The sequence below is a fragment of the Halopseudomonas sp. Lyrl_26 genome, from assembly GCF_051948695.1.
GTDB lineage: Bacteria > Pseudomonadota > Gammaproteobacteria > Pseudomonadales > Pseudomonadaceae > Halopseudomonas > Halopseudomonas formosensis.
This window is the reverse complement of sequence record NZ_JAYJLH010000001.1, coordinates 334,720-357,864: the sequence shown is the minus strand read 5'-3', so window position 1 is coordinate 357,864 and position 23,145 is coordinate 334,720. Positions and strand designations below refer to the sequence as shown.

Below are 23,145 nucleotides of genomic sequence, written 5' to 3'. Positions count from 1 at the left end.
GAGGCCCACTGAAACTGCTTACGGAAGTACTCTCGCCATGACTGCGACAGCCGTTTATCCGATCACTCTGGAGTCCCCCTTCACCACCCTGCCGCAACTGCTGGCGCTGCATGCGCAGCACCGGGCCGAGCATCCGGCGGTCATCCAGGATGGACAGCAGCTCAACTACGCCCAGTTGAACAGCCAGGTAGACCGCGCCGTCGCCGCCCTGCAGCGTGACGGCCTGCGCCCCGGTGACGCCATCGCCATCTGCGCGGCCAACTCCATTGCCTATGTGGTCATGTTTCTGGCCGCGCTGCGCGCCGGCGTGGTGGTCGCCCCCCTGGCGCCTTCCTCCACCAACGACAGCCTGCTGACCATGCTGCGCGACTCCGCCGCCCGGCTGTTCTTCGTCGACACCGCGGTGGCCCGCGCCCTGGAGCCGGTGACCCCGCGCATCGACATTCCGCTGCTGAGCCTGGATGACGGCCCCGCCCACCCGGCGCTGAGCCAGTGGCTGGCCGACACCCCGCCGGCCCCGGTCGAACTGACCCCGCAGACCCTGTTCAACGTCATCTATTCCTCCGGGACCACCGGTGAGCCCAAGGGCATCGTCCACGACCACCTGATGCGCTGGTCCCACATCCAGCGCGGCATTGCCTTCGGCTACGGCCCGGATTGCGTGACCCTGATGTCCACCCCGCTGTACTCCAACACCACTCTGGTATCCTTCCTGCCGACCATCGGCCTGGGCGGCACTCTGGTGCTGATGGCCAGGTTCGATGCCCAGCGCTACCTCGAGCTGGCCCAGGAGCACCGCGCCACCCATACCATGCTGGTGCCGGTGCAGTACCAGCGCATCATGGCCCGCCCGGACTTCGACAAGTACGACCTGTCCAGCTTCCAGATGAAGTTCAGCACCAGCGCGCCCTTCCACGGCGAACTCAAGGCCGACGTGCTGGCCCGGTGGCCGGGCGGTCTGGTGGAGTTCTACGGCATGACCGAAGGTGGCGGCTCCTGCATGCTGGTAGCCCACCAGCACCCGGACAAGCTGCATACCGTCGGCCACCCCCTCGATGGCCACGACATGCGGGTGATCGACGAGGATGGCAACGAACTGCCCCGCGGCGAGATCGGCGAGGTGGTAGGCCATTCCGTCGCCATGATGACCGGCTATCTGAACAAGCCGGAGAAGACTGCCGAAGCCGAGTGGTACGACAGCACCGGCAAGCGCTTCATCCGCACCGGCGACGTCGGCCGCTTCGACGAGGACGGTTTCCTGACGCTGATGGACAGACGCAAGGACATGATCATCAGTGGCGGCTTCAACATCTACCCCAGCGACCTGGAAGCGGTGCTGCGCCAGCACCCCGACCTGCTGGAAGTGACCGTGATAGGCGTGCAGTCCACCAGCTGGGGCGAAACCCCGGTGGGCTACGTGGTAGCCAAACCGGGCACCAGCATCAGCGCCGTTGACATCCTGCAGTGGTTCAACGCCCAGGTCGGCAAGACCCAGCGCCTTAACCGCGTGATCATCACCGACGAACTGCCCCGCAGCGCCATCGGCAAGGTGCTCAAGCGCGAGCTGCGTGATCAGTTTCAGGCGCAATATGGGGTGCTCGACTGAGTGCCGGTGCCTGATAGCCTGAGTCGGATCTGTAGCCGCCCCGTCTGGTGCGAAGTCGAGTGAGGTCGTACTGGGGTGCAGGGCCGTGCCGACACGCTGCAAGTACGTCCCTGTAAGCTCGCGGTTTTCATCCCTGAAAACCGACGGTCGGCACAACCCTGCACCCCAGCCCGCCGACAAGCTTAGGAGCTGCCGATGGTTTTTTCTTACAGCGGCTCGGGAGTTGCCGCCGGAGCGTTGGGACGCCCCCGATACGACCGTTTGATGTCAGGGATGACATCAACGAGCCCACAGGGACGTGTTCACGGCGTGTCGTAGCGGGAGCGTACCAATGCGGAGGCATCCACGCTGCTGAAGCTTGCATTTTTCAAGCACCCACGAATCCAGAAAGAAAAGACTCAAACTTCAATGAACCTTTTTTTGTCCTCAACCCGCATCACAGGTATCCTCGACGCCTGTCGCGCAGGCGTGACTTTTATCGACGCCTGATAGTCTGAGCTAACGCTGGCGGTTTCATCCTCAATCAACCCCCGCCATGCCCAAACAATAGCGCCCCGCCGAACGGGGTAGAGCAGGAGCCTCTATGTCAAAACAGAATGCGTATACCCGGGAAGAGCTGCTCAAATGCAGTCGTGGCGAACTGTTCGGCCCCGGTAACGCACAGTTGCCCGCCCCCAACATGCTGATGATCGATCGCATCACCCACATCAGCGACACCGGCGGCCGCTTCGGCAAGGGCGAGATCGTTGCCGAGCTCGATATCCATCCGGATCTGTGGTTCTTCCAGTGCCATTTCGAAGGCGACCCGGTCATGCCCGGCTGCCTGGGTCTGGACGCCATGTGGCAGCTGGTCGGCTTCCACCTGGGCTGGCTGGGTTACAAGGGCCGCGGCCGCGCACTGGGCTCCGGCGAAGTGAAATTCTTCGGTCAGGTACTGCCGGATGCGAAGAAGGTCACCTACACCATTCATATCAAGCGCACCATCAACCGGGCCCTCACGCTGGGTATCGCCGATGGCAGCGTAGCGGTTGACGGCCGCGAGATCTACACGGCAGAAGGTCTGCGGGTGGGTCTGTTCACTTCCACTGATAGTTTCTGAGGATCATCACTATGCGTCGCGTCGTGATTACCGGTATGGGCATCGTCTCCTGCCTCGGCCAGGATCTGGAAAGCGTTGCTGCCAGCCTGAAAGAGGGCAAGTCGGGCATTACCCACAACCCCGAATACGCGGAAATGGGCCTGCGCAGCCAGGTCTCCGGCAGCGTGAAGATTGACCTGGACGCCGCCATCGACCGCAAGATCAAGCGTTTCATGGGCGATGCCGCCGCCTTCGCCTATCTGTCCATGCAGCAGGCCATCGCCGACGCCGGCCTGAGCGAGGAGCAGGTCAGCAACGTACGCACCGGTCTGATTGCCGGCAGCGGTGGCGCCTCCACCCTGAACCAGATGGAGTCCGTGGACATCCTGCGTGACAAGGGCGTGAAGAAGATCGGGCCCTATCGCGTACCGCGTACCATGGGCAGCACCGTCTCCGCCTGTCTGGCTACCCCGTTCAAGATCAAGGGCGTCAACTATTCCATCTCCTCCGCCTGTGCCACCAGCGCGCACTGCATCGGCGCGGCCATGGAGCAGATCCAGATGGGCAAGCAGGACGTGATCTTTGCCGGTGGCGGTGAAGAGGAGCACTGGAGCCAGTCCATGCTGTTCGACGCCATGGGCGCGCTGTCCACCCAGTACAACGACACCCCGGAAAAGGCCTCCCGCGCCTACGACGCCAAGCGTGACGGCTTCGTCATCGCCGGCGGCGGCGGCATGGTCGTGGTCGAGGAGCTGGAACACGCCCTGGCCCGCGGCGCCAAGATCTACGCCGAAGTGGTTGGCTACGGCGCCACCTCCGACGGCTACGACATGGTAGCCCCGAGCGGCGAAGGCGCAGTACGCTGCATGCAGCAGGCCCTGGCCACCGTTGACGGCACCATCGACTACCTCAACACCCACGGCACTTCCACCCCGGTGGGTGACGTGGCCGAGCTCAAGGCCATCCGTGAAGTGTTCGGCGACAAGGCACCGAAGATCAGCTCGACCAAGAGCCTCTCCGGCCACTCCCTGGGCGCCGCCGGTGTGCAGGAAGCCATCTATTGCCTGCTGATGATGCGTGACAACTTCCTTGCCGCCTCGGCCAACATCGAGGAGCTGGACGAGAACGCCGCCGGCCTGCCGATCCTGCGCGAGCGCCTGGATCAGGCGGTGGATCTGATCATGTCCAACAGCTTCGGCTTCGGTGGCACCAACGCCACTCTGGTACTCAAGCGCTGGACCGGGGCCTGATAAGCCCCTGCCCCCCTCTCCCTGCGGGAGAGGGGGCGCCCCTTCTACCTCACGCCAAACTCCACGCTTCCAACCCGCCTGGCCATCAGCGCCATCCCCGCCGACCCGACACCACAGACCGCGATGATCGCCGTCATCGGTACCGCCGTGCCGTCATGCAACGCCCCCACCAGTGCCGACATCACCCCGGCAATGGCAAACTGCATGGTGCCCATCAGCGCCGAGGCGACGCCGGCCTGATGGCCCTGCCCGGCCAGCGCACAGGCCGAGGAGTTGGGGACCACCAGCGCCAGCGAGGCCATGCAGAAGAACAGCGGCAGCATCAGCGGCCACAGGGAGTCGGTCCGCAACAGCGCAATGACCGGCAGCAGCAGAGTGCCGGCCATGAAACAGAGGGTGGTGGTACGCAGCAGCTGCAGTGGTGTACGCCGGCGCAGAAAGCGCCCATTGAACTGCGCGGCGAGAATGAAGCCGGCGGAGTTGATGCCGAACAGCCAGCCGTAATGTTCCGCCGGCACGCCATACAGCTGGATGAACACGAAGGGCGAGCCTGCGATGTAGGCGAACATGCCGGCCATGGCCAACCCACCGGTCAGTGCATGGAACATGAACTCCGGGGCGCGCAGCAGCCTTGCATAGCTGCCCAGTGCGCCGGACAACCGGCTGCGCGGCGCATCGGCGGGCAGCGTTTCCGGCAGACGCAGCCACACCAGCACCCAGAAGGCGGCGGAAAACAGGGTGAGGAAGCCGAAGATACTGTGCCAGCCGCCGACCAGCATCAACCAGCCACCGGCCAGCGGCGCCAGGATGGGGGCAATGCCCATGACCAGCATCAGCTTGGAGAACACCCGCGCCGACTCGATCGGCGAGCACAGGTCGCGCACCACCGCCCGGTTGACCACCATGCCACCACAGCCGCCCAGGGCCTGGGCAAAGCGCGCCACCAGCAGCCATTCCAGGGTCGGCGCCAGGGCGCAGCCCAGCGAAGCCAGGGTAAACAGGCCGATACCGAACAGCAGCGGCTTGCGCCGCCCGAAGCGGTCCGCCACCGGACCGTAGAACACCTGCCCCAGCGCCAGACCGACAAAATAGACCGACAGGCTCAGCTGCACATGCTCGGTGTCGGTGGCAAAACTCTGCGCCATGGCCGGAAAGGCGGGCAGATACAGGTCGATGGCCAGTGGGCCGAAGGCACTCAACCCACCGAGAATCAGTAACAGGCGAAACGGCATGGGATATCCAGGCAAGAGCATGGGCCGCCAGCACGGGCAGCGGAATCGGCATCATGCCAGATTCCGCTGCCGCTGAAAAACGCGCCAGGCTCGGGTATGGGGGGCGCTATTGCTCGTGCAGACGCGTATTGAGCTCATCCACCACGGGCGCCCACTCCGCATCCCGCTGGAACTGCTCGCGCAGGAAGGCCGACTGAGCCGGCGTCCAGAAGGGAGCATCCACCAGCTTCACGTCCTGGGGCAGAGCGTGGGTGGCGAAGAAGCGCTCGATCGCCTCGTGGTCCGAGGGCAGCCCGAGCTGGTCGAACAGGGCGGGCAGGTCCTGATTGGGTAGTTCCATGCTGATAACCTCCTGGGTCAGTTTACAGGTCTACCTGCTGTGACCATCGAGCCGGGGGCTGTGTTCAAGGAACCGGGATGACCACAGCCCCTGTTCCATGCACAATGGCTCTTCACCCCGCCGCTGGAGCAGACCGATGGCCGAGCAACCCCCACTGGATGACGCAACCCTGGCCTTTGCCGAGCGGGTCTTCGATATGGCCCGCCATGGCGCCGCAGAGGACCTGCAACCACTGCTGGAGGCCGGTCTGCCGGCCAACCTGTGCAACAGCAAGGGCGACAGCCTGCTGATGCTCGCCTGCTACAACGGTCATCCGGATACTGCGCGCCTGATACTGCAGCACGGCGGCGACCCGGAGCTGGCCAATCTGCGCTTCCAGACGCCGCTTGCCGGAGTCATCTTCAAGGGTGATCAGGCCATGGTCGAGCTGCTGCTCGAATACGGCGCCGACGCCAGCAGCTGCACACCGGGCGGCAAGACGCCGCTGATGTATGCAGCGATGTTCGAGCGTACCGAGATACTGCAGCGTCTGCTGCAGGTCGGGGCCGACCCCACTGTAACCGATGCCGAAGGCAATACCGCCCTGAAGCTGGCCATGGCCATGGGCGCCGCAGATGCAGCCAGACTGCTGGGCGGACAATAGCCGTTAGTGGCTGTGGCCGACGTGGGAGTCGCTGTCCTGGCTGACATGCGGCTCCCCTGCGGTCAGCTCCTGCAATATGCTGCAGCTCGGCCCGGCCCCGGCGCAGCGCTGACGCAGTGCAACCAGCTTGTCCTGCAACTGTTGCAGCACCTTGATGCGGCTCGACACATGCTCTATGTGTGCCTCCACCAGCGCATTGATCTCGCTGCAATCACCGCTGGGGTTGTCCTGGTAGTCCAGCAGCTGGCGAATCTCGTCCAGGGACATGTCCAGCGCCCGGCAATTGCGGATGAACAACAGGCGTTCTTCATGGGCGCGGGTATAGACCCGGTAGTTACCTTCGCTGCGCGGCGGCACCGGCAGCAGCCCCGCCTGTTCGTAGTAGCGGATGGTCACCGGCTGACAACCGGTACGTGCCGCCAGCTCGCCTATTTTCATGCCCGGCTCCTCCGCCCTTGACTCTATAGCCACTATAGGGTGTTTATTGAAGGGCAGCAAAAGGAGAGTCCCATGAAAGATTGCTGTAGCTGCACTGCCCGGAACAATGATCCGGCGACCACCGCCGACCGCCCTGTCGACCTCGGCGACAGTCTCAGTACCACGGTGCGTATCACCCAGATGGACTGCCCCACGGAGCAGCGGCTGATCACCGACCGGCTCAGCGGCATGAACGGCGTCGGGCAACTGAGTTTCAACCTGCTGGAGCGCACCCTGACCCTGCAGCACAGCCCGGAGGCGCTGGAGCCGGCGCTGCAGGCGATACGCCGGCTGGGCTTCACTCCCCTGCCCGTCACCGAACCGGAGCCCGCCGCCCCACCCAGGCGCTGGCTATACGCCCGGCTGGCGCTGGCCGGCCTGCTGGCCCTGGCTGCCGAGCTGCTGCATTTCACCGCAGCCGCCGCCGACTGGACGGTGGCTGCCCTGGCCCTGCTGTCGGTACTGCTCTGCGGGCTGGGTACCTATGCCCGGGGCTGGATAGCCCTGCGCCAGCTGGATCTGAACATCAACGCGCTGATGAGCATTGCGGTAACCGGCGCTCTGCTGATCGGCCAGTGGCCGGAGGCTGCCATGGTGATGTTCCTGTTCAGTGTGGCCGAGCTGATCGAGGCGCGCTCGCTCGACCGGGCCCGCAATGCCATTCGCGGCCTGCTGGAAATGACACCGGAAACCGCCCTGGTGCAGCAGGCCGACGGCAGCTGGCAATCCCTGCCGCTGAAGGAGGTCCCGCTGGACAGCCGGGTGCGGGTACGACCGGGCGAGCGCATCGGGCTGGATGGCGAGGTGCTTGCCGGCCAGTCCGCCGTCGACCAGTCGCCGATCACCGGGGAAAGCCTGCCGGTGGACAAGCAACCCGGCGACCGGGTGTTTGCCGGCAGCATCAACCAGCACAGCGAGCTGGAATACCGGGTGACCACCCTGGCCGGACACAGCACCCTGGCTCGCATCATCCACGCGGTGGAGCAGGCCCAGGGCAGCCGCGCACCGACCCAGCGCTTCGTCGACCGCTTCGCCCGCCTCTATACCCCGCTGGTGTTTGCCCTGGCTCTGCTGGTCGCCATCCTGCCACCGCTGCTCGGAGGGGCCTGGCCGGAGTGGGTCTACCGCGCGCTGGTGTTGCTGGTGGTCGCCTGTCCCTGCGCGCTGGTCATCTCCACCCCGGTCAGCATCGTCAGCGGTCTGGCCGCCGCCGCACGCCGCGGCATCCTGGTCAAGGGCGGCAGCTATCTGGAACAGGCGGCCGGCCTCACCCATCTGGCACTGGACAAGACCGGCACCCTGACCCGCGGCCGTCCGGAGCAGACCGACTTCCATACCCTGGTCCCTGACGTACCGGCGGAGGCTATCCAGCGCCTTGCCGCCAGCCTCGCCAGCCGCTCAGACCATCCGGTATCCCGCGCCGTTGCCGAGGCAGCGAAGCAGCCGCCGCTGGATGTCAGCGACTTCCGCGCCCTGCCCGGTCTGGGCAGCTGCGGGCTGATCGGGGGCCGTCTGTACCATCTGGGCAACCACCGCCTGCTGGAACAGCAGGGACTCTGCTCCCCGGCGCTGGAGAAGCAGCTGGGACAGCTGGAACGGCTCGGCCGCAGCGTGATCATCCTCTGTGACGAGCAGCGTGCCCTGGGCCTGTTCGCCGTGGCCGACCAGCTCAAGGAGGGCAGCCGCGAGGCCATCGCCGAACTGCACCGGCTGGGTGTGCGCACCCTGATGCTCAGTGGTGACAACCCGCACACGGCCGCCGCCATCGGTGCCGAGGCAGGCATCGACGAGGTGCGTGGCAACCTGCTGCCAACCGACAAGCTGGCCGAGATCGACGCCCTGGCCCGGCCGCCGGCGCGGGTCGGCATGGTCGGTGACGGCATCAACGATGCCCCGGCGCTGGCACGGGCCGACATCGGCTTCGCCATGGGGGCGATCGGCACCGACACCGCGATCGAAACCGCCGATGTGGCGATCATGGACGACGATCTGCGGCGCATTCCCGCCTTCATCCGCCTGTCCCGGCGCACCCGGCGCATACTGGTGCAGAACATCGTCCTGGCACTGGGTATCAAGGCCGTTTTCGTCGCCCTGACCCTGGCCGGTGAGGCGACCATGTGGATGGCGGTATTTGCCGATATGGGCGTGAGCCTGCTGGTGATCTTCAACGGCCTGCGGCTGCTGCGCTCCTGACCGGGCCGCAGGACGTGCGTTCGTCGCCGGCGGCTTGCGCCGGAACAGCCGCCCCGGCCACAATACTGTATGCCCAGCCAGCCCATTACCACTGACCCGCCGCCACTGTACTACCTGGACAATTTCCAGCAGGCACTGGACTGGCTGCAGACCCGCTACGCCGATCTGCTGACGGCGCAGGAGCAGGACTTCATACGCCAGTTTTTGCTGTTGCCGGTGCCCAGCCGTGCCCTGCTGGTGCGCCTGATCATGCGCAAGGGGCCACATTTTCGCAGTGACCGGCTGAGTTATCCGGAGATCGGCTGCATCCCCACCGCCGCCGGCCCCCTGCTCGAACTGGATTGGCTGAGTGACAGCCAGCCGCTGGATGCCGAGCAGCTCGGGCAACTGCTGCGCCGGGAGGAGCTGGCCGCCCTGCTGCCCGCCGCCACTGTCCGCTCCGGCCGGCGCAAGCCAGAGCTGATTGCCGAGCTGGCCGCCACCCAGCCACAGCCGCGTCCCTTCAGCCAGTGGTGCACCGGGCATACCGCCAGCCTGTTCACCCTGCTGATCGGCGAGCTGTGCGAAACGCTGCGGCTGATGTTTTTCGGCAATCTGGGTCAGGGCTGGGAGGAGTTCGTGCTCGCCCAGCTGGGGATTTTCCGTTACGAGCAGGTGGAACTGGGCCCCGACTCCCGGGGTTTTCACTGTAGAGAGGACATTGAGTGCTACCGGCATCTGCACCGCTGCCGCCAGGCGCTGGATGAGGGCATGGCGGCAGGCGAGGTGGCCGAGCTGCTCGGCGAACAGCGCCCGGACAACCCCTGGCTGGCCAGCCGCCTGGCGCGACTGCAATTCAGTCTGGCCCGCCAGCTCGAGCGCGAGGAGCAACTGGATGCCGCCCTTGCTCTGTACCAGCGCAGCGGCTGGCGGGGGGCCCGCCAGCGGCAGATCCGCATACTGGAAAAGCGCCGCGACCACGTCCGGGCCCATGCCCTGGTGCAGCAGGCACTGGCCGAGCCCGAGGACGATGCGGAAATGCAGCTGGTGCTGCGCGCCGAGCGCCGGCTCGCCCGCCAGCTGGGTCTGCCGCCGAGGGCGGTGGCCGGCAAGGCTGACAGCCCCCGGTTCGACCTGGTGCTGCCCGGGCCCCACCCGCTGGGCGTGGAGCTGGCAGTCCGCGAGCACCTGAGCAGCGATCAGGCACCGGTCTACTACGTGGAGAACAGTCTGATCACCGGCCTGTTCGGTCTGTTGTGCTGGGAGGCAATCTTTGCCCCCCTGCCCGGCGCCTTCTTCCATCCGTTCCACAGTGCCCCCGCCGACCTGCACAGCCCGGATTTCCACAGCCGCCGGCGGCAGGCCTTCGACCGTTGCCTGGCCCGACTGGAATCGGACAGCTACCGTCAGCACCTGCGCCATATCTGGCGACATAAACAGGGTATCCAGACGCCCTTCGTCAACTGGGCGCTGCTGTCCGAGGAACTGCTGGAAATGGCCCTGCATTGCCTGCCCGCCCGCCACCTGCAGCTGTGGTGTCAGCGCCTGCTGGCCGATCTGCTCGCCCACCGCACCGGCATGCCGGATCTCATCCAGTTCTGGCCGCAGCAGCAGCGCTACCGGATGATCGAGGTCAAGGGTCCCGGCGATCGCCTGCAGGACAACCAGCGCCGCTGGCTGGACTACTGTGCCCGCCACCAGATGCCGGTGGAGGTCTGTTACGTCCAATGGACTCGATGAACTATCGCGTAGCCGTCCGCGCTTTGTGCGCCTTCACCGCCCGCGAGGGCGACCTGGATCTGCGCTTCACGCCGGCGCCCAGCCCGCAGGAAGGCATTGCCGGGCATCAGGTGGTGACCGGCCGACGTGGCACGCATTACCTCAGCGAACTGGCCCTGAGCGGTGAGTACCGCGGACTGCTGGTCAGCGGCCGCGCCGATGGCTATGACCCGGTACTGAACCGGCTGGAAGAGATCAAGACCCACCGCGGCAAGGTCGAACGCATTGCCGACAACCAGCGTCGCCTGCACTGGGCCCAGGTCAAGGTCTATGGCTGGCTGCTGTGCGCCAGTCGCCAGTTGCCGGAGATCGAGCTGGCGGTGGTCTACTACAACATCAACACCCAGAAGGAAACGGCCTGCCGGGAGCAGTTCCGGGCCGGGGAACTGCGCGCCTTCTTCGAACTGCAGTGCGAGCGCTTCCTCGACTGGGCGCAGCAGGAGCTCGAGCACCGCCAGGCCCGGGACGCCAGCCTGGAGCAACTGGAGTTTCCCTGGCCGAGTTTCCGCACCGGACAGCGCCAGCTGGCTGCCGAGGTCTACCGTGCCACCCGTGACGGAAAGACCCTGCTGGCCCAGGCCACCACTGGCATCGGCAAGACCCTGGGCACCCTGTTTCCCCAGCTCAAGGCCTTCCCCGGCCAGCGATTGGACCGGTTGTTCTACCTTACCGCCCGCACCCCCGGTCGGCAGCTGGCGCTGGACGCGCTGGCCACCCTGCACGCCCGGCAGCCGCAGATGCCCCTGCGGGTGCTGGAGCACATCGCCCGGGACAAGGCCTGCGAACATCCGCAACGGGCCTGCCACGGCGAGTCCTGTCCGCTGGCACGGGGCTTCCACGATCGTCTGCCCGCCGCCCGGCAAGTGGCGGTGGCGGCGCGCTGGCTGACCCGGGAGCGGGTGCGGGAGATCGCCCTGACCCATGACATCTGCCCCTATTACCTGAGCCAGGAGCTGTGCCACTGGGCCGATGTGGTGGTGGCCGACTACAACTACTACTTCGACAGCAGCGCCCTGCTGCACGCCCTGACCCTGGTCAACGACTGGCGGGTGACCCTGCTGGTGGACGAGGCGCACAATCTGGTCGAGCGCGGACGCAGCATGTACAGCGCCGAGCTGGACCAGCAGCGCCTGCACGGCCTGCGCAGTACCGCGCCAGCCGCCCTGGGCCCGGCGCTGGACCGACTGGAGCGCCACTGGCGTCAGCTGGTGCGCGATCAGCAGCAGGACTATCAGGTGCAGCCGCAGCTGCCGGAACTGTTCATGCTCAGCCTGCAGAAACTGGTCGGTGCCATCACCGACCATCTGGCCGAGCAGCCCGAGGGCAATAATGACGCCGCCCTGCTGCGCTTCTATCTGGACGCACTGCTGTTCTGCCGCCTGGCCGAGCATTTTTCCGAGCATTCGATCTTCGATATCAGCCTGCGGCGACATGGACGCCGCAGGCTGTCCACCCTGTGCCTGCGCAACCTGCTGCCGGCCCCCTTCCTGCGGGGGCGTTTTGCCGCCGCGCACAGCAGCACCCTGTTCTCCGCCACCCTGACTCCGGCCCGGTATCAGCAGGACATGCTCGGCCTGCCCGAGGGCACCCGCTGGCTGGATGTGGCGTCACCTTTCAGCCCAGAGCAGTTACAGGTCCGCTATGTCAGCAACCTGTCCACCCGCTACCAGCACCGGGCCGACAGCCTGCTGCCGATCTGCCAGTTGATTGCCGAGCAGTACCGTCAGCGGCCGGGCAACTACCTGGCGTTTTTCAGCAGCTACCGCTACCTCGAGCAGGTGGTCGAGCTGCTGCAGTCACACTGGCCCGGCATTCCGCTGCAGGTGCAGTCCGCAGGCATGGACGAGGCGGCGCGCAGGGCCTTTCTCGACAGTTTCACCGGGGACAGCCGGCAGGTGGGATTCGCAGTGCTCGGCGGGGCCTTCGGTGAGGGCATTGACCTCCCCGGCGAGCGGCTGATCGGCGCCTTCATTGCCACCCTGGGGTTGCCCCAGGTCAACCCGGTTACCGAACAGATCCGCGCCCGCATGGACCAGTTGTTCGGCCACGGTCACGACTATGCCTACCTGTTTCCCGGTTTGCAGAAGGTGGTTCAGGCCGCCGGCCGGGTGATCCGCAGCCCGGAGGATCAGGGCGTGCTCTGGCTGCTGGATGACCGCTTCGGTCAACCGCGGGTGCGCCAGTTGCTGCCGGGGTGGTGGCAGATGGAACGGCACCATCTGGCGCCGCCGATGCTGCCCGGCAGGATGGCCGATCTGTTCAGCGAATAGGCTGCTGGCGATTCAGGCGGCGGGGCAGTAGAACATGACCAGATTGCCGATCAGGATCAGCCCGGCCCGGCGCCGAGGCGCCCGATCAGGGAGAAGTAGGTGGCAAAGCCGACGATGGAGCCGATCAGCGCCAGATACAGCAGCGAGCCCAGACAGGCCAGCGTCTGCTCCACGGCAAAGGTACCGCCGGGACACGGGCGGTGCTAGACTCCCGCCCTCAGTTGCAGGAGTCTACCATGAATACCAAGTTGCCCTATCACCGCTACCACCTCGCCCTGTTGACCAGCCTGTTCGACACCCTGCGGGCCCAGACCGTGCTCATGGCCCAGGTACCGGAGGAAAGCAACGAGCTGTTTCTGGAACGCTTCGAAGAGCTGATCACGCAGCTGGAGGCGGGTGATCAGGACGCCCTGTACAATGGCCAGGAGATCATCTGCCAGGTCATCAGCCGCTACCCCCAGGTCGCCCACCTGATCCCCCGCGACCTGCTCTGGTACTTCGGCGGCGACTGCCTGCACTTCATGCCCGATGAGGAGATAGCCCAGTACCAGCTGCTGGATGAACACATGGCCGAAGCCACCGCCCGGGGCGAGGAATTCAACTGGGAGCAGGCCCGCCAGCTGCTGATGTCCCAGGCCCGCAGCTGAGCCACGCAACCGGCAGCGAAATCCTGTACTGACAGGCGCACCCCCGGCCCAGCGACTATCCTTGAGGTTGTTTCAATAATGACCCAAGGAGTGCTTCATGCTGACCCTGCTCTGGCTGCTGGGCCTGGTTCTGATTGTCGCTGTGCTTGCCTGGAAGCGCAGCAGTCTGCTGAATGCCTGTGTCGTTGTAGCCGCCTATCTGCTGGCCATGACCCTGGTCGGTCCGGTGCACTGGCTGCTGGACCTGATACTCTGGGCGCTGTTTCTGGGGGTCGCCATTCCCCTGAACATGCCGGACTGGCGCCGCCGCAGCATCACCACCCCCCTGTTCCACTGGTTCCGCAAGGTACTGCCACCCATCTCCGACACCGAGCGCGAAGCATTGGAAGCAGGGACCGTCTGGTGGGATGGTGAGCTGTTCAGCGGGCGTCCGGACTGGGACAGGCTGCTCGGTTATCCGCAGCCTCGGCTGACCGAGGAGGAGCAGGCCTTTCTCGACGGGCCGGTGGAGGAACTCTGCCGCATGACCAACGAATGGCAGATCACCACCGAATTGCAGGATCTGCCGCCGCAGGTCTGGGACTTCATCAAGAGCAACGGCTTTTTCGGCCTGATCATTCCCAAAGAGTATGGCGGCAAGGGCTTTTCCGCCTACGCCCACTCGCAGATCGCGATGAAGCTGGCCAGTCGCAGCGGCGATGTCGGCTCCACGGTCATGGTACCCAACTCCCTGGGGCCGGCTGAGCTGATCATGCAGTACGGCACCGATGAACAGAAACAGTACTATCTGCCCCGTCTGGCCGCCGGCCAGGAAGTACCCTGCTTTGCCCTCACCTCGCCGGAAGCCGGATCGGACGCCGGCTCCATGCCCGACCGGGGCATCGTCTGCCGTGGTCAGTGGCAGGGCCAGGAGGTACTCGGGCTGCGGGTCACCTGGGAGAAGCGTTACATCACCCTGGGGCCGGTAGCCACCCTGCTCGGTCTGGCCTTCAAGGTGTACGACCCCGAGGGTCTGCTCGGCGGCGAGGAGGAGCTGGGTATCAGTCTGGCGCTGATCCCGACCGACACCCCCGGCGTGAACATAGGCCGCCGGCATTTCCCGCTGAACGCCGCCTTCATGAACGGCCCCAACTCGGGCACCGATGTCTTCATCCCCATGGACTACCTGATCGGCGGCCAGAGCATGATCGGCCATGGCTGGAAGATGCTGATGAACTGCCTGGCGGTGGGTCGTTCCATCTCCCTGCCGGCCGGAGGCACCGGTGCAGCCAAGATGGCCAGCATGACCACCGGCGCCTATGCCCGCATCCGGCGCCAGTTCAACCTGCCGATCGGGGAGTTCGAAGGGGTGCAGGAGGCGCTGGCCCGCATTGGCGGCAACACCTATGTGATGGATGCGGCCCGGCGCATGACCGCCGGCGCGGTGGATCTCGGCGAGAAACCGGCGGTGCTGTCCGGCGTGGTCAAGTACCACATCACCGAACGGATGCGCCAGTGCCTGAACGATGCCATGGACGTGCACGGCGGCAAGGGCATCTGCATGGGCCCGAAGAATTATCTGGGTCGGGGTTATCAGTCCATTCCCATTTCCATCACCGTCGAGGGGGCCAACATTCTCACCCGGAGCATGATGATCTTCGGTCAGGGCGCCATCCGCAGTCATCCCTATGTGCTGCGCGAGATGATGGCTACCCAGCTGCCCGATGAGCAGCAGGCGATCGCCGAGTTCGACCGCCTGCTCTACCAGCATATCGGGCACGCCCTGGGCAATGCCGCAGGCAGCCTCCTGCTGGGGCTGACCGGGGGCCTGCTGGCTGACACGCCGGAGCATCTGGGCCGTCGGCGTCGGGCGGGTGGCGGCCGCGCCTCCCGGTATGCCGAACAGGTTGATCTGGCCGGGTACTACCGCCAGCTCAGCCGACTGTCAGCAGCCTTCGCCACCCTGACCGATGTCAGCATGCTGATGCTCGGTGGCGAGCTCAAGCGCCGGGAGCGCCTGTCCGCCCGGCTCGGCGACATGCTCAGCTTTCTCTATCTGGCCAGCGCCTGTCTCAAGCATTTCCATGACCAGGGCGAGCCGGAGGAGGACCTGCCCCTGCTCTGCTGGGGCGTGGAGGACCTGCTGGTACGGATAGAACAGGCGATGCACGAAGTGCTGCTGAACTTCCCCGACCGGGGTGTAGGGATGCTCCTGCGGGTGATCATCTTCCCGTTGGGCCGACGCCTCAAGCCGCCGAGCGACCGCACCGGGCGACATGTTGCCCGACTGCTGATGACGCCCGGACCGGCCCGAGACCGCCTGCTGGAAGGTTGCCATGTCAACCGGGACCCCGAGGATGTCACCGGCCTGCTCAACGACACCCTGGAAAAAATCCTCCTCGCCGACCCGGTCGAACAGCGACTGGCCAAGGCCCTGCGCTCCGGCGAGCTGGAGGACGCCGAAGGCATTGACTATCTGGCGGTCGCCGCGGAAAGTGGCGTGATCAGTCCGGAAGAGGCCAAGCTGGTGCGCGACGCGCGGGAGGCACGCCGGGCGGTAATCGAGGTGGATGATTTCTCCAAAGAGGAAATGCGCCCGGCGCCGGCGGCATGACGCGCCGGGGCCGGGGATCAGGGGGCCGGATTCCGGCCCCTGATCCCGATCACAGCTTGCGGTCGATGACCAGGGTCACCCTGCCCTCTATCTCGCCCACGGTTACATCGAGGCTGTCCGCCGCATGGGCTGCGTTGCGCACATCGCTGTCTGGGGATATGCGTGCACTCAGTTGCAGCTGCTGACCGTTCTCCATCTGCACCCCGGGCATCAGGGCGTAACGACTGTCCAGCACCAGTTCAGCCGGCAGGCTGCCACGCTCCAGTCGCTGGGCGAACAGCGGCATGGGTGGGCCATCGGGGTCGCGGGCGGAGACGAATACCACGGCCTCGTCGCCGTAGCTGTCGGCCAGCTCCTCGGCCAGTTCGATGCGCAGGCTGATACCGGCCTGGGCTTGCGAGACTGTCTCCGAACCCTGTCCCAGCCGCTCGCGGGCGCGATCAATGCCGCCCTGAATGGCCCTGTAGCCCTCGCTGTCCGGCGGCATGCCGGCCTGCAGACGTTCCCAGTAGCCGATGGCCTCCGGGTACAGGCCCTCCTCGAAGGCGGAAATACCCAGCAGGCCCAGCGCGGTGGGCTCGCGCGGGTTCATCTCCAGGGCCCGATTCAGCGCAGTCCGTGCTTCGCTGTCCAGCTGATTGCCATTGGCAAAGAAGCGCGCCTGGCCCAGCTGGGCCAGCAGTTCGGGGCTTTCCCCGAGACGGGCCAGACTGTTGCCGAAGGCCCGCTCCGCCTCGGCCGGACGCTGCTGCATCAGATAGGCGCGGCCCAGCATGTACCAGACCTCGCCATTCTGCGGCTGCACCCGGGTCACCCGTTCCATGCGGTCGATGTAGGCGACGATGTCGGCCGGCGCCGGCTCGTTTTCCATCTCCCGCAGCAGCTGCAGTCCGTCCGGGTTGCCCCAGCTCATGTACAGCGCAATGACCACCAGCGGCATGGCGCCGGCCCCCAGAATGATCGGCCAGGGGCTGCCCCTGTGGGTCGGACGCCGCTCCTGATCCGCCCGGGCGGTGTCCTCCAGCAACAGCTTGCCGGCCTCCTCCAGGGCGATATCGTGCAGTTCCGGGGTGATCTCACCGGCGGCCTTCTGTGCCGCCAGCTCCGCCACTCGCTCCTCGTAGAGGGCCACGTTCAGGGCGGTACGATCCACCGTGTTCTGGCGGCGCATTTTCCACACCGGCCAGAGTACAAAAAGCATGCCCGCCAGAATCAGCAGCGCACCATACAACCAGAAATCAGTCATCAGCTGTCTTCTTCTCTTTCCAGCAGGGATTGCAGACGTCGTTGCTCGTCCTGGCTCAGGCTCTTGCCAGCCGCCTCACGCAGCGCCTTCTGGCGCCGGCGGAGCATGACCAGCAGCACGATGAAACCGGCCAGCAGCATGGCCGCCGGACCGAACCAGAGGATCGCCGTGGCCGGCGTCAGCGCGGGCTTGTAGCGCACGAACTCGCCGTAGCGCGCCACCAGAAAATCGACGATCTCCTCGTTGTCCTTGCCCTCATTGAGCATCCGGTAGACTTCCCGGCGCAGGTCCATGGCAATGGGCGCATCGGAGTCGGCGATGTTCTGGTTCTGACACTTGGGGCAGCGCAGCTCGCTGCTCAACTGATAGAAGCGCTGACGCTGCTCCTCGGTGTCGAACTCGTAGGTATCTATCGCAGCCAGTGCCAGGGGCGCCATCAGCGCCAGTACCAGCAACCAGAGCCATCTCATGGTTGACCTCCGGAGGCCTGCTTGAGCAGGGCCTGATAGCGAGGACCGAGCTGATCGGCCCAGACCCGCTCATCCACCGCACCTATGTACTTGTAGTGGATGACCCCGTCGGCATCGATCAGGAAGGTCTCGGGGGCGCCATACACGCCGAGGTTGATGCCCAGACTGCCCTGCGGGTCCTCGACATTGAGCTGGTAGGGATTGCCCAGCTCCTCCAGCCAGCGCCGAGCCGCCTCGCTGTTGTCCTTGTAGTTGACCCCGTGAATGGTCACCCCCTGGCTGGCCAGCTTGTTGAACATCGCATGCTCGGCGCGACAGGTGGGGCACCAGGTGGCCCAGACGTTGACCAGAGCCACCTCACCCCGGAAGTCCTGCTCGGTCAGGGTGCGTCCCGGCTCGTCCAGGGATGGCAAGGCGAAGGCCGGTACCGGCTTGCCGATCAGCGCCGACGGCAGGGCGCTGGGATCGATCGCCAGATCCTGCAGGTTCTTCTTGTCGTACAGGGTCTTGAGAAACAGCCCGGCGAGCCCGAGAAACAGGATCAGCGGAATCAGCATCCAGGGTCGACGCATCAGACAGCCTCCACTCTTGCCGCCTGCGGCGCGGTGCGACGCTGGCGTGCCCGCAGGCGGTAACGTTTGTCGGTGGCAGCCAGCAGACCGCCGAGGGTCATCATCAGACCGCCCCCCCAGATCCAGCGCACGAAGGGCTTGATATGCACACGGATGGCCCAGGCCCTGTTCTCCGCATCCAGCGGCTCGCCCATTGCCACGAACAGGTCGCGGGTCAGGCCGGGATGGATGCCCGCCTCGGTCATCGGCATGTTCTGTACGGTATACAGACGCTTCTCCGGCCGCAGCGTGGTGATACGGCGCTCGCCGCGGTAGACCTCGATGATGCCCTGATCGGAAATCCAGTTCGGGCCTTCCCGGTGGGTCGAGCCCTGGAACAGGAAGCGGTAGCCGCCCAGCTCCAGACTGTCACCGGGAACCATGCGCAGGTCGCGCTGACTGTCGAACAGGCTGGCGCCTACCACGCCCACGGCGCAGACCGCGATACCCACGTGGGCCAGCACCATGCCCCAGTAGCTGCGCGGCAGAGCCCGCACGCCACGCAGCAGACCCTTGTTACGGGTCTTGTCGAGGATGTCGCGCAGGGCGCTGCCGGTAACCCAGAGCACCAGAAACAGCATGCTGCCCACCGCCAGATGGTGATCACCGACCCAGATGGCCAGCCCCACCGCGCCGAGGGCGGCAAGCACCAGCACCCATTTCAGCATGCTGACCAGCCACTTGACCGGCGTGTCCTTCCAGCGGCTGATGCCACCGACACCCAGGGCCAGCATGAGCACCACCATCAGCGGCACGAACAGCGCATTGAAGTACGGGGGCCCGACCGAGACCATGGTATCGGTCAGCGCATCCAGCACCATGGGGTACAGGGTCCCGAGCAGCACCATCAGGGTGGCCACCACCAGGATCACGTTGTTGATCAGCAGGAAGGTTTCCCGCGACCAGAGGGCGAAGCCGATCCGGCTCTTGACCACGGGCGCACGGACCGCGTACAGGGTCAGGGAACCGCCGACCACCACCAGCAGGAAGGCGAGAATGAACACGCCGCGCTCGGGATCCGTGGCGAAGGCATGCACCGAGGTCAGCACCCCGGAGCGCACCAGGAAGGTGCCGAGCAGGCTCAGGGAAAAGGCCGCGATGGCCAGCAATACCGTCCAGCTCTTGAACACGCCGCGTTTCTCGGTCACCGCCAGCGAATGGATCAGCGCGGTGCCGACCAGCCAGGGCATGAAGGAGGCGTTCTCCACCGGATCCCAGAACCACCAGCCGCCCCAGCCCAGCTCATAGTAGGCCCACCAGGAGCCCAGCACTATGCCCAGACCGAGGAAGGCCCAGGCGACTATGGTCCAGGGCCGCGACCAGCGCGCCCAGGCGGCATCCAGTCGGCCGCCGAGCAGTGCGGCGATGGCAAACGCGAAGGCCACCGAGAAGCCGACGTAGCCCATGTACAGCATCGGCGGATGGACGATCAGACCGAAATCCTGCAGCAGCGGGTTGAGGTCGCGGCCGTCCTCGGGGAAGAACGGCAGCTGCCGATCAAAGGGGTTGGAGGTCATCAGCATGAACAGCAGGAAGCCGGTGCTGATCATGCCCATCACCGCCAGCACCCGGCTGAACATCTCCTCCGGCAGATCGCGGGAGAAGATCGCCACGGCGAAGGTCCAGGCCGCCAGGATCATCGCCCACAGCAGCAGCGACCCCTCGTGCCCGCCCCATACGGCACTGACCTTGTAGTACCAGGGCAGCGCCGAGTTGGAGTTCAGCGCCACGTAGGTCACGCTGAAATCATCGGCCAGGAAGGCCTGTATCAGACACAGGAAGGCAAACAGCACGAACATGAACTGTGCCAGCGCCGCCGGGCGGGCAAAGCTCATGGCCAGGGTGTCACCCTTCCAGGCCCCGTACAGGGGAATGGTCGCCTGCAGTACTGCCACCGCCAGGGCGATGATCAGCGCGACCTGTCCAAGTTCGGGAATCATTCGGCCTCCGGATCAGTTGGCGGGCGGCGTATAGACGCCATCCACTTTCATGTGTTCGACCTTGTCCAGGGCCTGGGCCACCTCCGGCGGCATGTATTCCTCATCGTGCTTGGCCAGCACTTCATCGGCGACCAGCACGCGGTCCTCGTTCAGGCGCCCCAGGGCGACAATGCCCTGCCCTTCACGGAACAGGTCCGGCAGTATGCCGCTGTAGGTGATGGTCACCTGCTCGGCGCCGTCGGTGACATCGAAGACCACATCAAGGGAATCGGCCGAGCGCTTCAGGCTGCCGGCCACCACCATGCCGCCGGCACGGATGCGTGCATCCTGCGGCGCGACGCCGCTGGCGATCTCGGTGGGCGTGTAGAACAGGTTGATGTTCTGGCGCAGGGCGCCCAAGGCCAGCGCCACGGCCACCCCCACTCCGAGCAGGACCAGCAGGACGAGTATCAGGCGTTTCTTGCGCTGCGGATGCATTTACATCACCTCCCGACGGCGACGACGCGCCTCTTGATTGACCAGGCGCCGGCGGGCCAGCCAGGGCTGCACCACGTTCAGCGCCAGTACCACCAGGGTAATGGCGTAGCAGGACCAGACGTAGACGCCGTGCCCGCCCATACCCAGAATTTCACTCAGACCGCTCATGACATCTTCTCCAGCGCCTCGCGAACCCAGCGCGTCTTGTGTTCACGCTGCAGCACTTCCAGGCGCATGCGCATGAACAGGCTGACGGTGAACAGGGCATAGAAGCCCAGCACCATCAGCAGCAGCGGCAGCCACATTTCCACGGGCATGGCCGGCTTCTCGGTGAGCTTGAAGGTGGCCGGCTGGTGCAGGGTGTTCCACCAGTTCACCGAGTACTTGATGATCGGAATGTTCACCGTGCCGACTATCGCCAGCACCGCGGTGGCCTTGGCCGCCGTATCCCGGTTGCTGATCGCCTGCCCCAGGGCAATGACCCCGAAGTACAGGAACAGCAGGATCAGCATGGAGGTCAGACGCGCATCCCAGACCCAGTAGGTACCCCAGGTCGGCTTGCCCCAGATGGCGCCGGTAAGCAGCGCCACGAAGGTCATCCAGGCGCCGATAGGCGCAGCGCACTTGAGCGCCACGTCAGCCAGTTTCATGCGCCAGACCAGACTGACCACCCCGGCCACCGCCAGCATGATGTAACAGGACTGGGCAACGAAGGCCGCCGGCACATGGATGTAGATGATCCGGAAGCTGTTGCCCTGCTGGTAATCCTGGGGCGCGAAGAACAACCCCCAGACCGAGCCCACCGCCAGCAGCAGCACGGACGCCACGGCAAGCCACGGCAGCCAGCGCCCGCTGATATCATAGAACCACTTGGGCGAACCCAGTTTATGGAAGAAGGTCCACTTCATGCCTTACCCGCCTGAGCATTCATTCACTTACTCCAATACGCAATCCGGCTGCGATGGCAAAGGGTGCCAGAGTTATTGCCAGCACCGCCAGACAGCCGAGCCACAGCATGAACCCGGTCACCGGCATGCCCTGCAGGGCCGCATCCATGGCGCCGGTACCGAGGATCAGTACCGGTATATACAGCGGCAGGATCAGCAGCGCCAGCAGAACCCCGCCACTCTTCAGACCGACGGTGAGTGCCGCGCCCACCGCGCCGAGCAGGCTGAGTATCGGGGTACCCAGCAGCAGGGTCAGGACCAGCACCGGCAATACCGACGCCGGCAGCGCCAGCATCATGCCGAACAGCGGCGCCAGCAGCACCATTGCCAGACCCGAAACCATCCAGTGGTGCAGCACCTTGACCAGCACCATGAGTTCCAGCGGATGCGGCGACAGCACCCACTGTTCCAGGGACCCGTCCTCGTAATCACTGCGAAACAGGCCATCCAGAGACAGCAGGGTTGCCAGCAGGGCCGCCACCCAGATTACCCCGGGGGCCATGGCCCTCAGCATGGAGGGTTCCGGTCCGACCGCCAGGGGGAACAGGCTCACCACCAGGGCAAAGAACACCAGCGGATTGAGCAGGTCGCCGGGACGCCGCCAGGCCAGCCGCCATTCGCGGCAGAACAACAACCAGATGATGCGCCGCATCAGTTCGCCTGCCCCAGATCCAGACAACGCACGCCGGGCAGATGGTCGAGGCCATGGTGGGTGGTCATGATCACCATCCCACCCTGCTGTGCGTGCGCCATGATGTGATTTTCCAGTGCCGTCACCCCGGCCTTGTCGATGGCGGTGAAGGGCTCGTCCAGAATCCAGACCGGATGCTGTTCAAGATACAGACGGGCCAGTGCAACGCGGCGCTTCTGGCCGGCGGACAGATTATGACAGGGAACGTCCTCGAATCCCCGCAGGCCGACCTGCTCCAGCGCCTGCCAGATCTGCTCGGTGCCGACCGGGGAGCTCAGGGCGCAGAGCCAGGCCAGGTTCTCTTCGGCGGTCAGCGCGCCCTTGATGGCAGGTGCATGGCCGATATAGAGCCGCTGCCGGCGCCAGTCTTCCCGGCCTGCGCCATGGTATACCGAATTGCCGCCGTAGCGCATGTCACCCGCCGAGGGTGGCAGCAGCCCGGCCATGATCCGCAGCAGGCTGGTCTTGCCCGACCCGTTGGGGCCGGCGACCTGCAGCACCTCGCCGGGCTCCAGGCGCAGGGACAGGGAGGCGAAGAGTTCGCGCTCGTCACGCTCGCACGCCAGACCATCCAGCTCAACAGGCAGTGGCTTCACCTTCACTCCAGACCGCCGGGGCGGATGACTCATGTTTACCGGTGTTCTGCCGCTATACTCAGGTACATCGAACACCCGTA

Annotated in this window: 21 protein-coding genes; 9 read left to right on the top strand and 12 right to left on the bottom strand. The window is 65.5% G+C overall.

The features are described from left to right. Positions 1 to 37: 37 nt before the first annotated feature. The 3 genes from VF673_RS01780 to fabB all read left to right on the top strand — a co-directional run bounded on the left by VF673_RS01780 (position 38) and on the right by fabB (position 3,934). On the top strand, positions 38 to 1,606 hold the full coding sequence (locus VF673_RS01780) for a class I adenylate-forming enzyme family protein (protein WP_440290659.1): 1,569 nt from the start codon (positions 38 to 40) through the stop codon (positions 1,604 to 1,606). A 583-nt stretch (positions 1,607 to 2,189) separates the two neighbouring features. Continuing rightward, complete coding sequence (fabA, locus tag VF673_RS01775; protein WP_440290658.1) at positions 2,190 to 2,705, top strand: 3-hydroxyacyl-[acyl-carrier-protein] dehydratase FabA; 516 nt, start codon at positions 2,190 to 2,192, stop codon at positions 2,703 to 2,705. Positions 2,706 to 2,716: 11 nt separating this feature from the next. Beyond that, positions 2,717 to 3,934 (top strand): beta-ketoacyl-ACP synthase I, encoded by a 1,218-nt coding sequence (gene fabB, locus VF673_RS01770; protein ID WP_090538504.1) that lies wholly within the window; start codon positions 2,717 to 2,719, stop codon positions 3,932 to 3,934. A gap of 44 nt (positions 3,935 to 3,978) precedes the next feature. On the opposite strand, the gene VF673_RS01765 is transcribed toward fabB, so the two are convergent. Beyond that, complete coding sequence (locus tag VF673_RS01765) at positions 3,979 to 5,166, bottom strand: Bcr/CflA family multidrug efflux MFS transporter (protein WP_440290657.1); 1,188 nt, start codon at positions 5,164 to 5,166, stop codon at positions 3,979 to 3,981. A 106-nt stretch (positions 5,167 to 5,272) separates the two neighbouring features. Next, the gene (locus VF673_RS01760) at positions 5,273 to 5,506 is read right to left on the bottom strand and encodes a DUF2789 domain-containing protein (RefSeq protein WP_090538502.1); all 234 of its coding nucleotides are present in this window, start codon (positions 5,504 to 5,506) and stop codon (positions 5,273 to 5,275) included. 136 nt (positions 5,507 to 5,642) lie between these two features. Here VF673_RS01760 and VF673_RS01755 point away from each other — a divergent pair, with 136 nt between their 5' ends. After that, positions 5,643 to 6,149, top strand: coding sequence for an ankyrin repeat domain-containing protein (locus VF673_RS01755; protein WP_090538501.1), 507 nt, complete (start codon positions 5,643 to 5,645; stop codon positions 6,147 to 6,149). 3 nt (positions 6,150 to 6,152) lie between these two features. Here VF673_RS01755 and cadR read toward each other — a convergent pair whose 3' ends face one another. Then, positions 6,153 to 6,587, bottom strand: coding sequence for a Cd(II)/Pb(II)-responsive transcriptional regulator (cadR, locus tag VF673_RS01750; protein WP_440290656.1), 435 nt, complete (start codon positions 6,585 to 6,587; stop codon positions 6,153 to 6,155). A 72-nt stretch (positions 6,588 to 6,659) separates the two neighbouring features. Here cadR and VF673_RS01745 point away from each other — a divergent pair, with 72 nt between their 5' ends. The 5 genes from VF673_RS01745 (at position 6,660) to VF673_RS01725 (ending at position 16,087) form a co-directional block, all read left to right on the top strand. Continuing rightward, positions 6,660 to 8,819 (top strand): heavy metal translocating P-type ATPase, encoded by a 2,160-nt coding sequence (locus VF673_RS01745; RefSeq protein WP_440290655.1) that lies wholly within the window; start codon positions 6,660 to 6,662, stop codon positions 8,817 to 8,819. Positions 8,820 to 8,888: 69 nt separating this feature from the next. Continuing rightward, positions 8,889 to 10,538 (top strand): VRR-NUC domain-containing protein, encoded by a 1,650-nt coding sequence (locus VF673_RS01740; RefSeq protein ID WP_440290654.1) that lies wholly within the window; start codon positions 8,889 to 8,891, stop codon positions 10,536 to 10,538. Next, positions 10,535 to 12,847: an ATP-dependent DNA helicase gene (locus VF673_RS01735; RefSeq protein WP_440290653.1), complete on the top strand. Its 2,313-nt coding sequence runs from the start codon at positions 10,535 to 10,537 to the stop codon at positions 12,845 to 12,847. The genes VF673_RS01740 and VF673_RS01735 overlap by 4 nt, the downstream gene beginning before the upstream one ends. 236 nt (positions 12,848 to 13,083) lie before the next feature. Further along, the gene (locus tag VF673_RS01730; protein WP_440290652.1) at positions 13,084 to 13,494 is read left to right on the top strand and encodes a PA2817 family protein; all 411 of its coding nucleotides are present in this window, start codon (positions 13,084 to 13,086) and stop codon (positions 13,492 to 13,494) included. Positions 13,495 to 13,594: 100 nt separating this feature from the next. Next, positions 13,595 to 16,087 (top strand): acyl-CoA dehydrogenase, encoded by a 2,493-nt coding sequence (locus VF673_RS01725; RefSeq protein ID WP_440290885.1) that lies wholly within the window; start codon positions 13,595 to 13,597, stop codon positions 16,085 to 16,087. Positions 16,088 to 16,136: 49 nt separating this feature from the next. Here VF673_RS01725 and ccmI read toward each other — a convergent pair whose 3' ends face one another. Genes ccmI through ccmA form a run of 9 tightly spaced genes read right to left on the bottom strand, consistent with a single transcriptional unit; the run spans position 16,137 to position 23,065 of the window. Then, positions 16,137 to 17,333: a c-type cytochrome biogenesis protein CcmI gene (ccmI, locus tag VF673_RS01720; protein ID WP_090538495.1), complete on the bottom strand. Its 1,197-nt coding sequence runs from the start codon at positions 17,331 to 17,333 to the stop codon at positions 16,137 to 16,139. Beyond that, positions 17,333 to 17,803 (bottom strand): cytochrome c-type biogenesis protein, encoded by a 471-nt coding sequence (locus tag VF673_RS01715; RefSeq protein WP_090538494.1) that lies wholly within the window; start codon positions 17,801 to 17,803, stop codon positions 17,333 to 17,335. The genes ccmI and VF673_RS01715 overlap by 1 nt, the downstream gene beginning before the upstream one ends. Next, a complete protein-coding gene (locus VF673_RS01710) occupies positions 17,800 to 18,375 on the bottom strand; it encodes a DsbE family thiol:disulfide interchange protein (protein ID WP_440290651.1) in 576 nt (191 codons plus the stop codon). Before VF673_RS01710 ends, VF673_RS01715 begins: the two co-directional genes overlap by 4 nt. Next, on the bottom strand, positions 18,375 to 20,354 hold the full coding sequence (locus tag VF673_RS01705) for a heme lyase CcmF/NrfE family subunit (protein WP_440290650.1): 1,980 nt from the start codon (positions 20,352 to 20,354) through the stop codon (positions 18,375 to 18,377). Before VF673_RS01705 ends, VF673_RS01710 begins: the two co-directional genes overlap by 1 nt. Positions 20,355 to 20,366: 12 nt before the next feature. Beyond that, positions 20,367 to 20,831, bottom strand: coding sequence for a cytochrome c maturation protein CcmE (gene ccmE, locus VF673_RS01700; RefSeq protein WP_090538491.1), 465 nt, complete (start codon positions 20,829 to 20,831; stop codon positions 20,367 to 20,369). Next, positions 20,832 to 20,999 (bottom strand): heme exporter protein CcmD, encoded by a 168-nt coding sequence (ccmD, locus tag VF673_RS01695; protein ID WP_090538490.1) that lies wholly within the window; start codon positions 20,997 to 20,999, stop codon positions 20,832 to 20,834. It lies immediately after the preceding gene. Beyond that, positions 20,996 to 21,739, bottom strand: coding sequence for a heme ABC transporter permease (locus VF673_RS01690; RefSeq protein ID WP_320330745.1), 744 nt, complete (start codon positions 21,737 to 21,739; stop codon positions 20,996 to 20,998). The genes ccmD and VF673_RS01690 overlap by 4 nt, the downstream gene beginning before the upstream one ends. Before the next feature lie 19 nt (positions 21,740 to 21,758). Beyond that, positions 21,759 to 22,430: a heme exporter protein CcmB gene (gene ccmB / locus VF673_RS01685; protein ID WP_273123242.1), complete on the bottom strand. Its 672-nt coding sequence runs from the start codon at positions 22,428 to 22,430 to the stop codon at positions 21,759 to 21,761. Further along, entirely contained in the window at positions 22,430 to 23,065 is a 636-nt protein-coding gene (gene ccmA, locus VF673_RS01680; RefSeq protein ID WP_235818596.1) for a cytochrome c biogenesis heme-transporting ATPase CcmA, read from the bottom strand. The genes ccmB and ccmA overlap by 1 nt, the downstream gene beginning before the upstream one ends. Positions 23,066 to 23,145 lie beyond the last annotated feature (80 nt).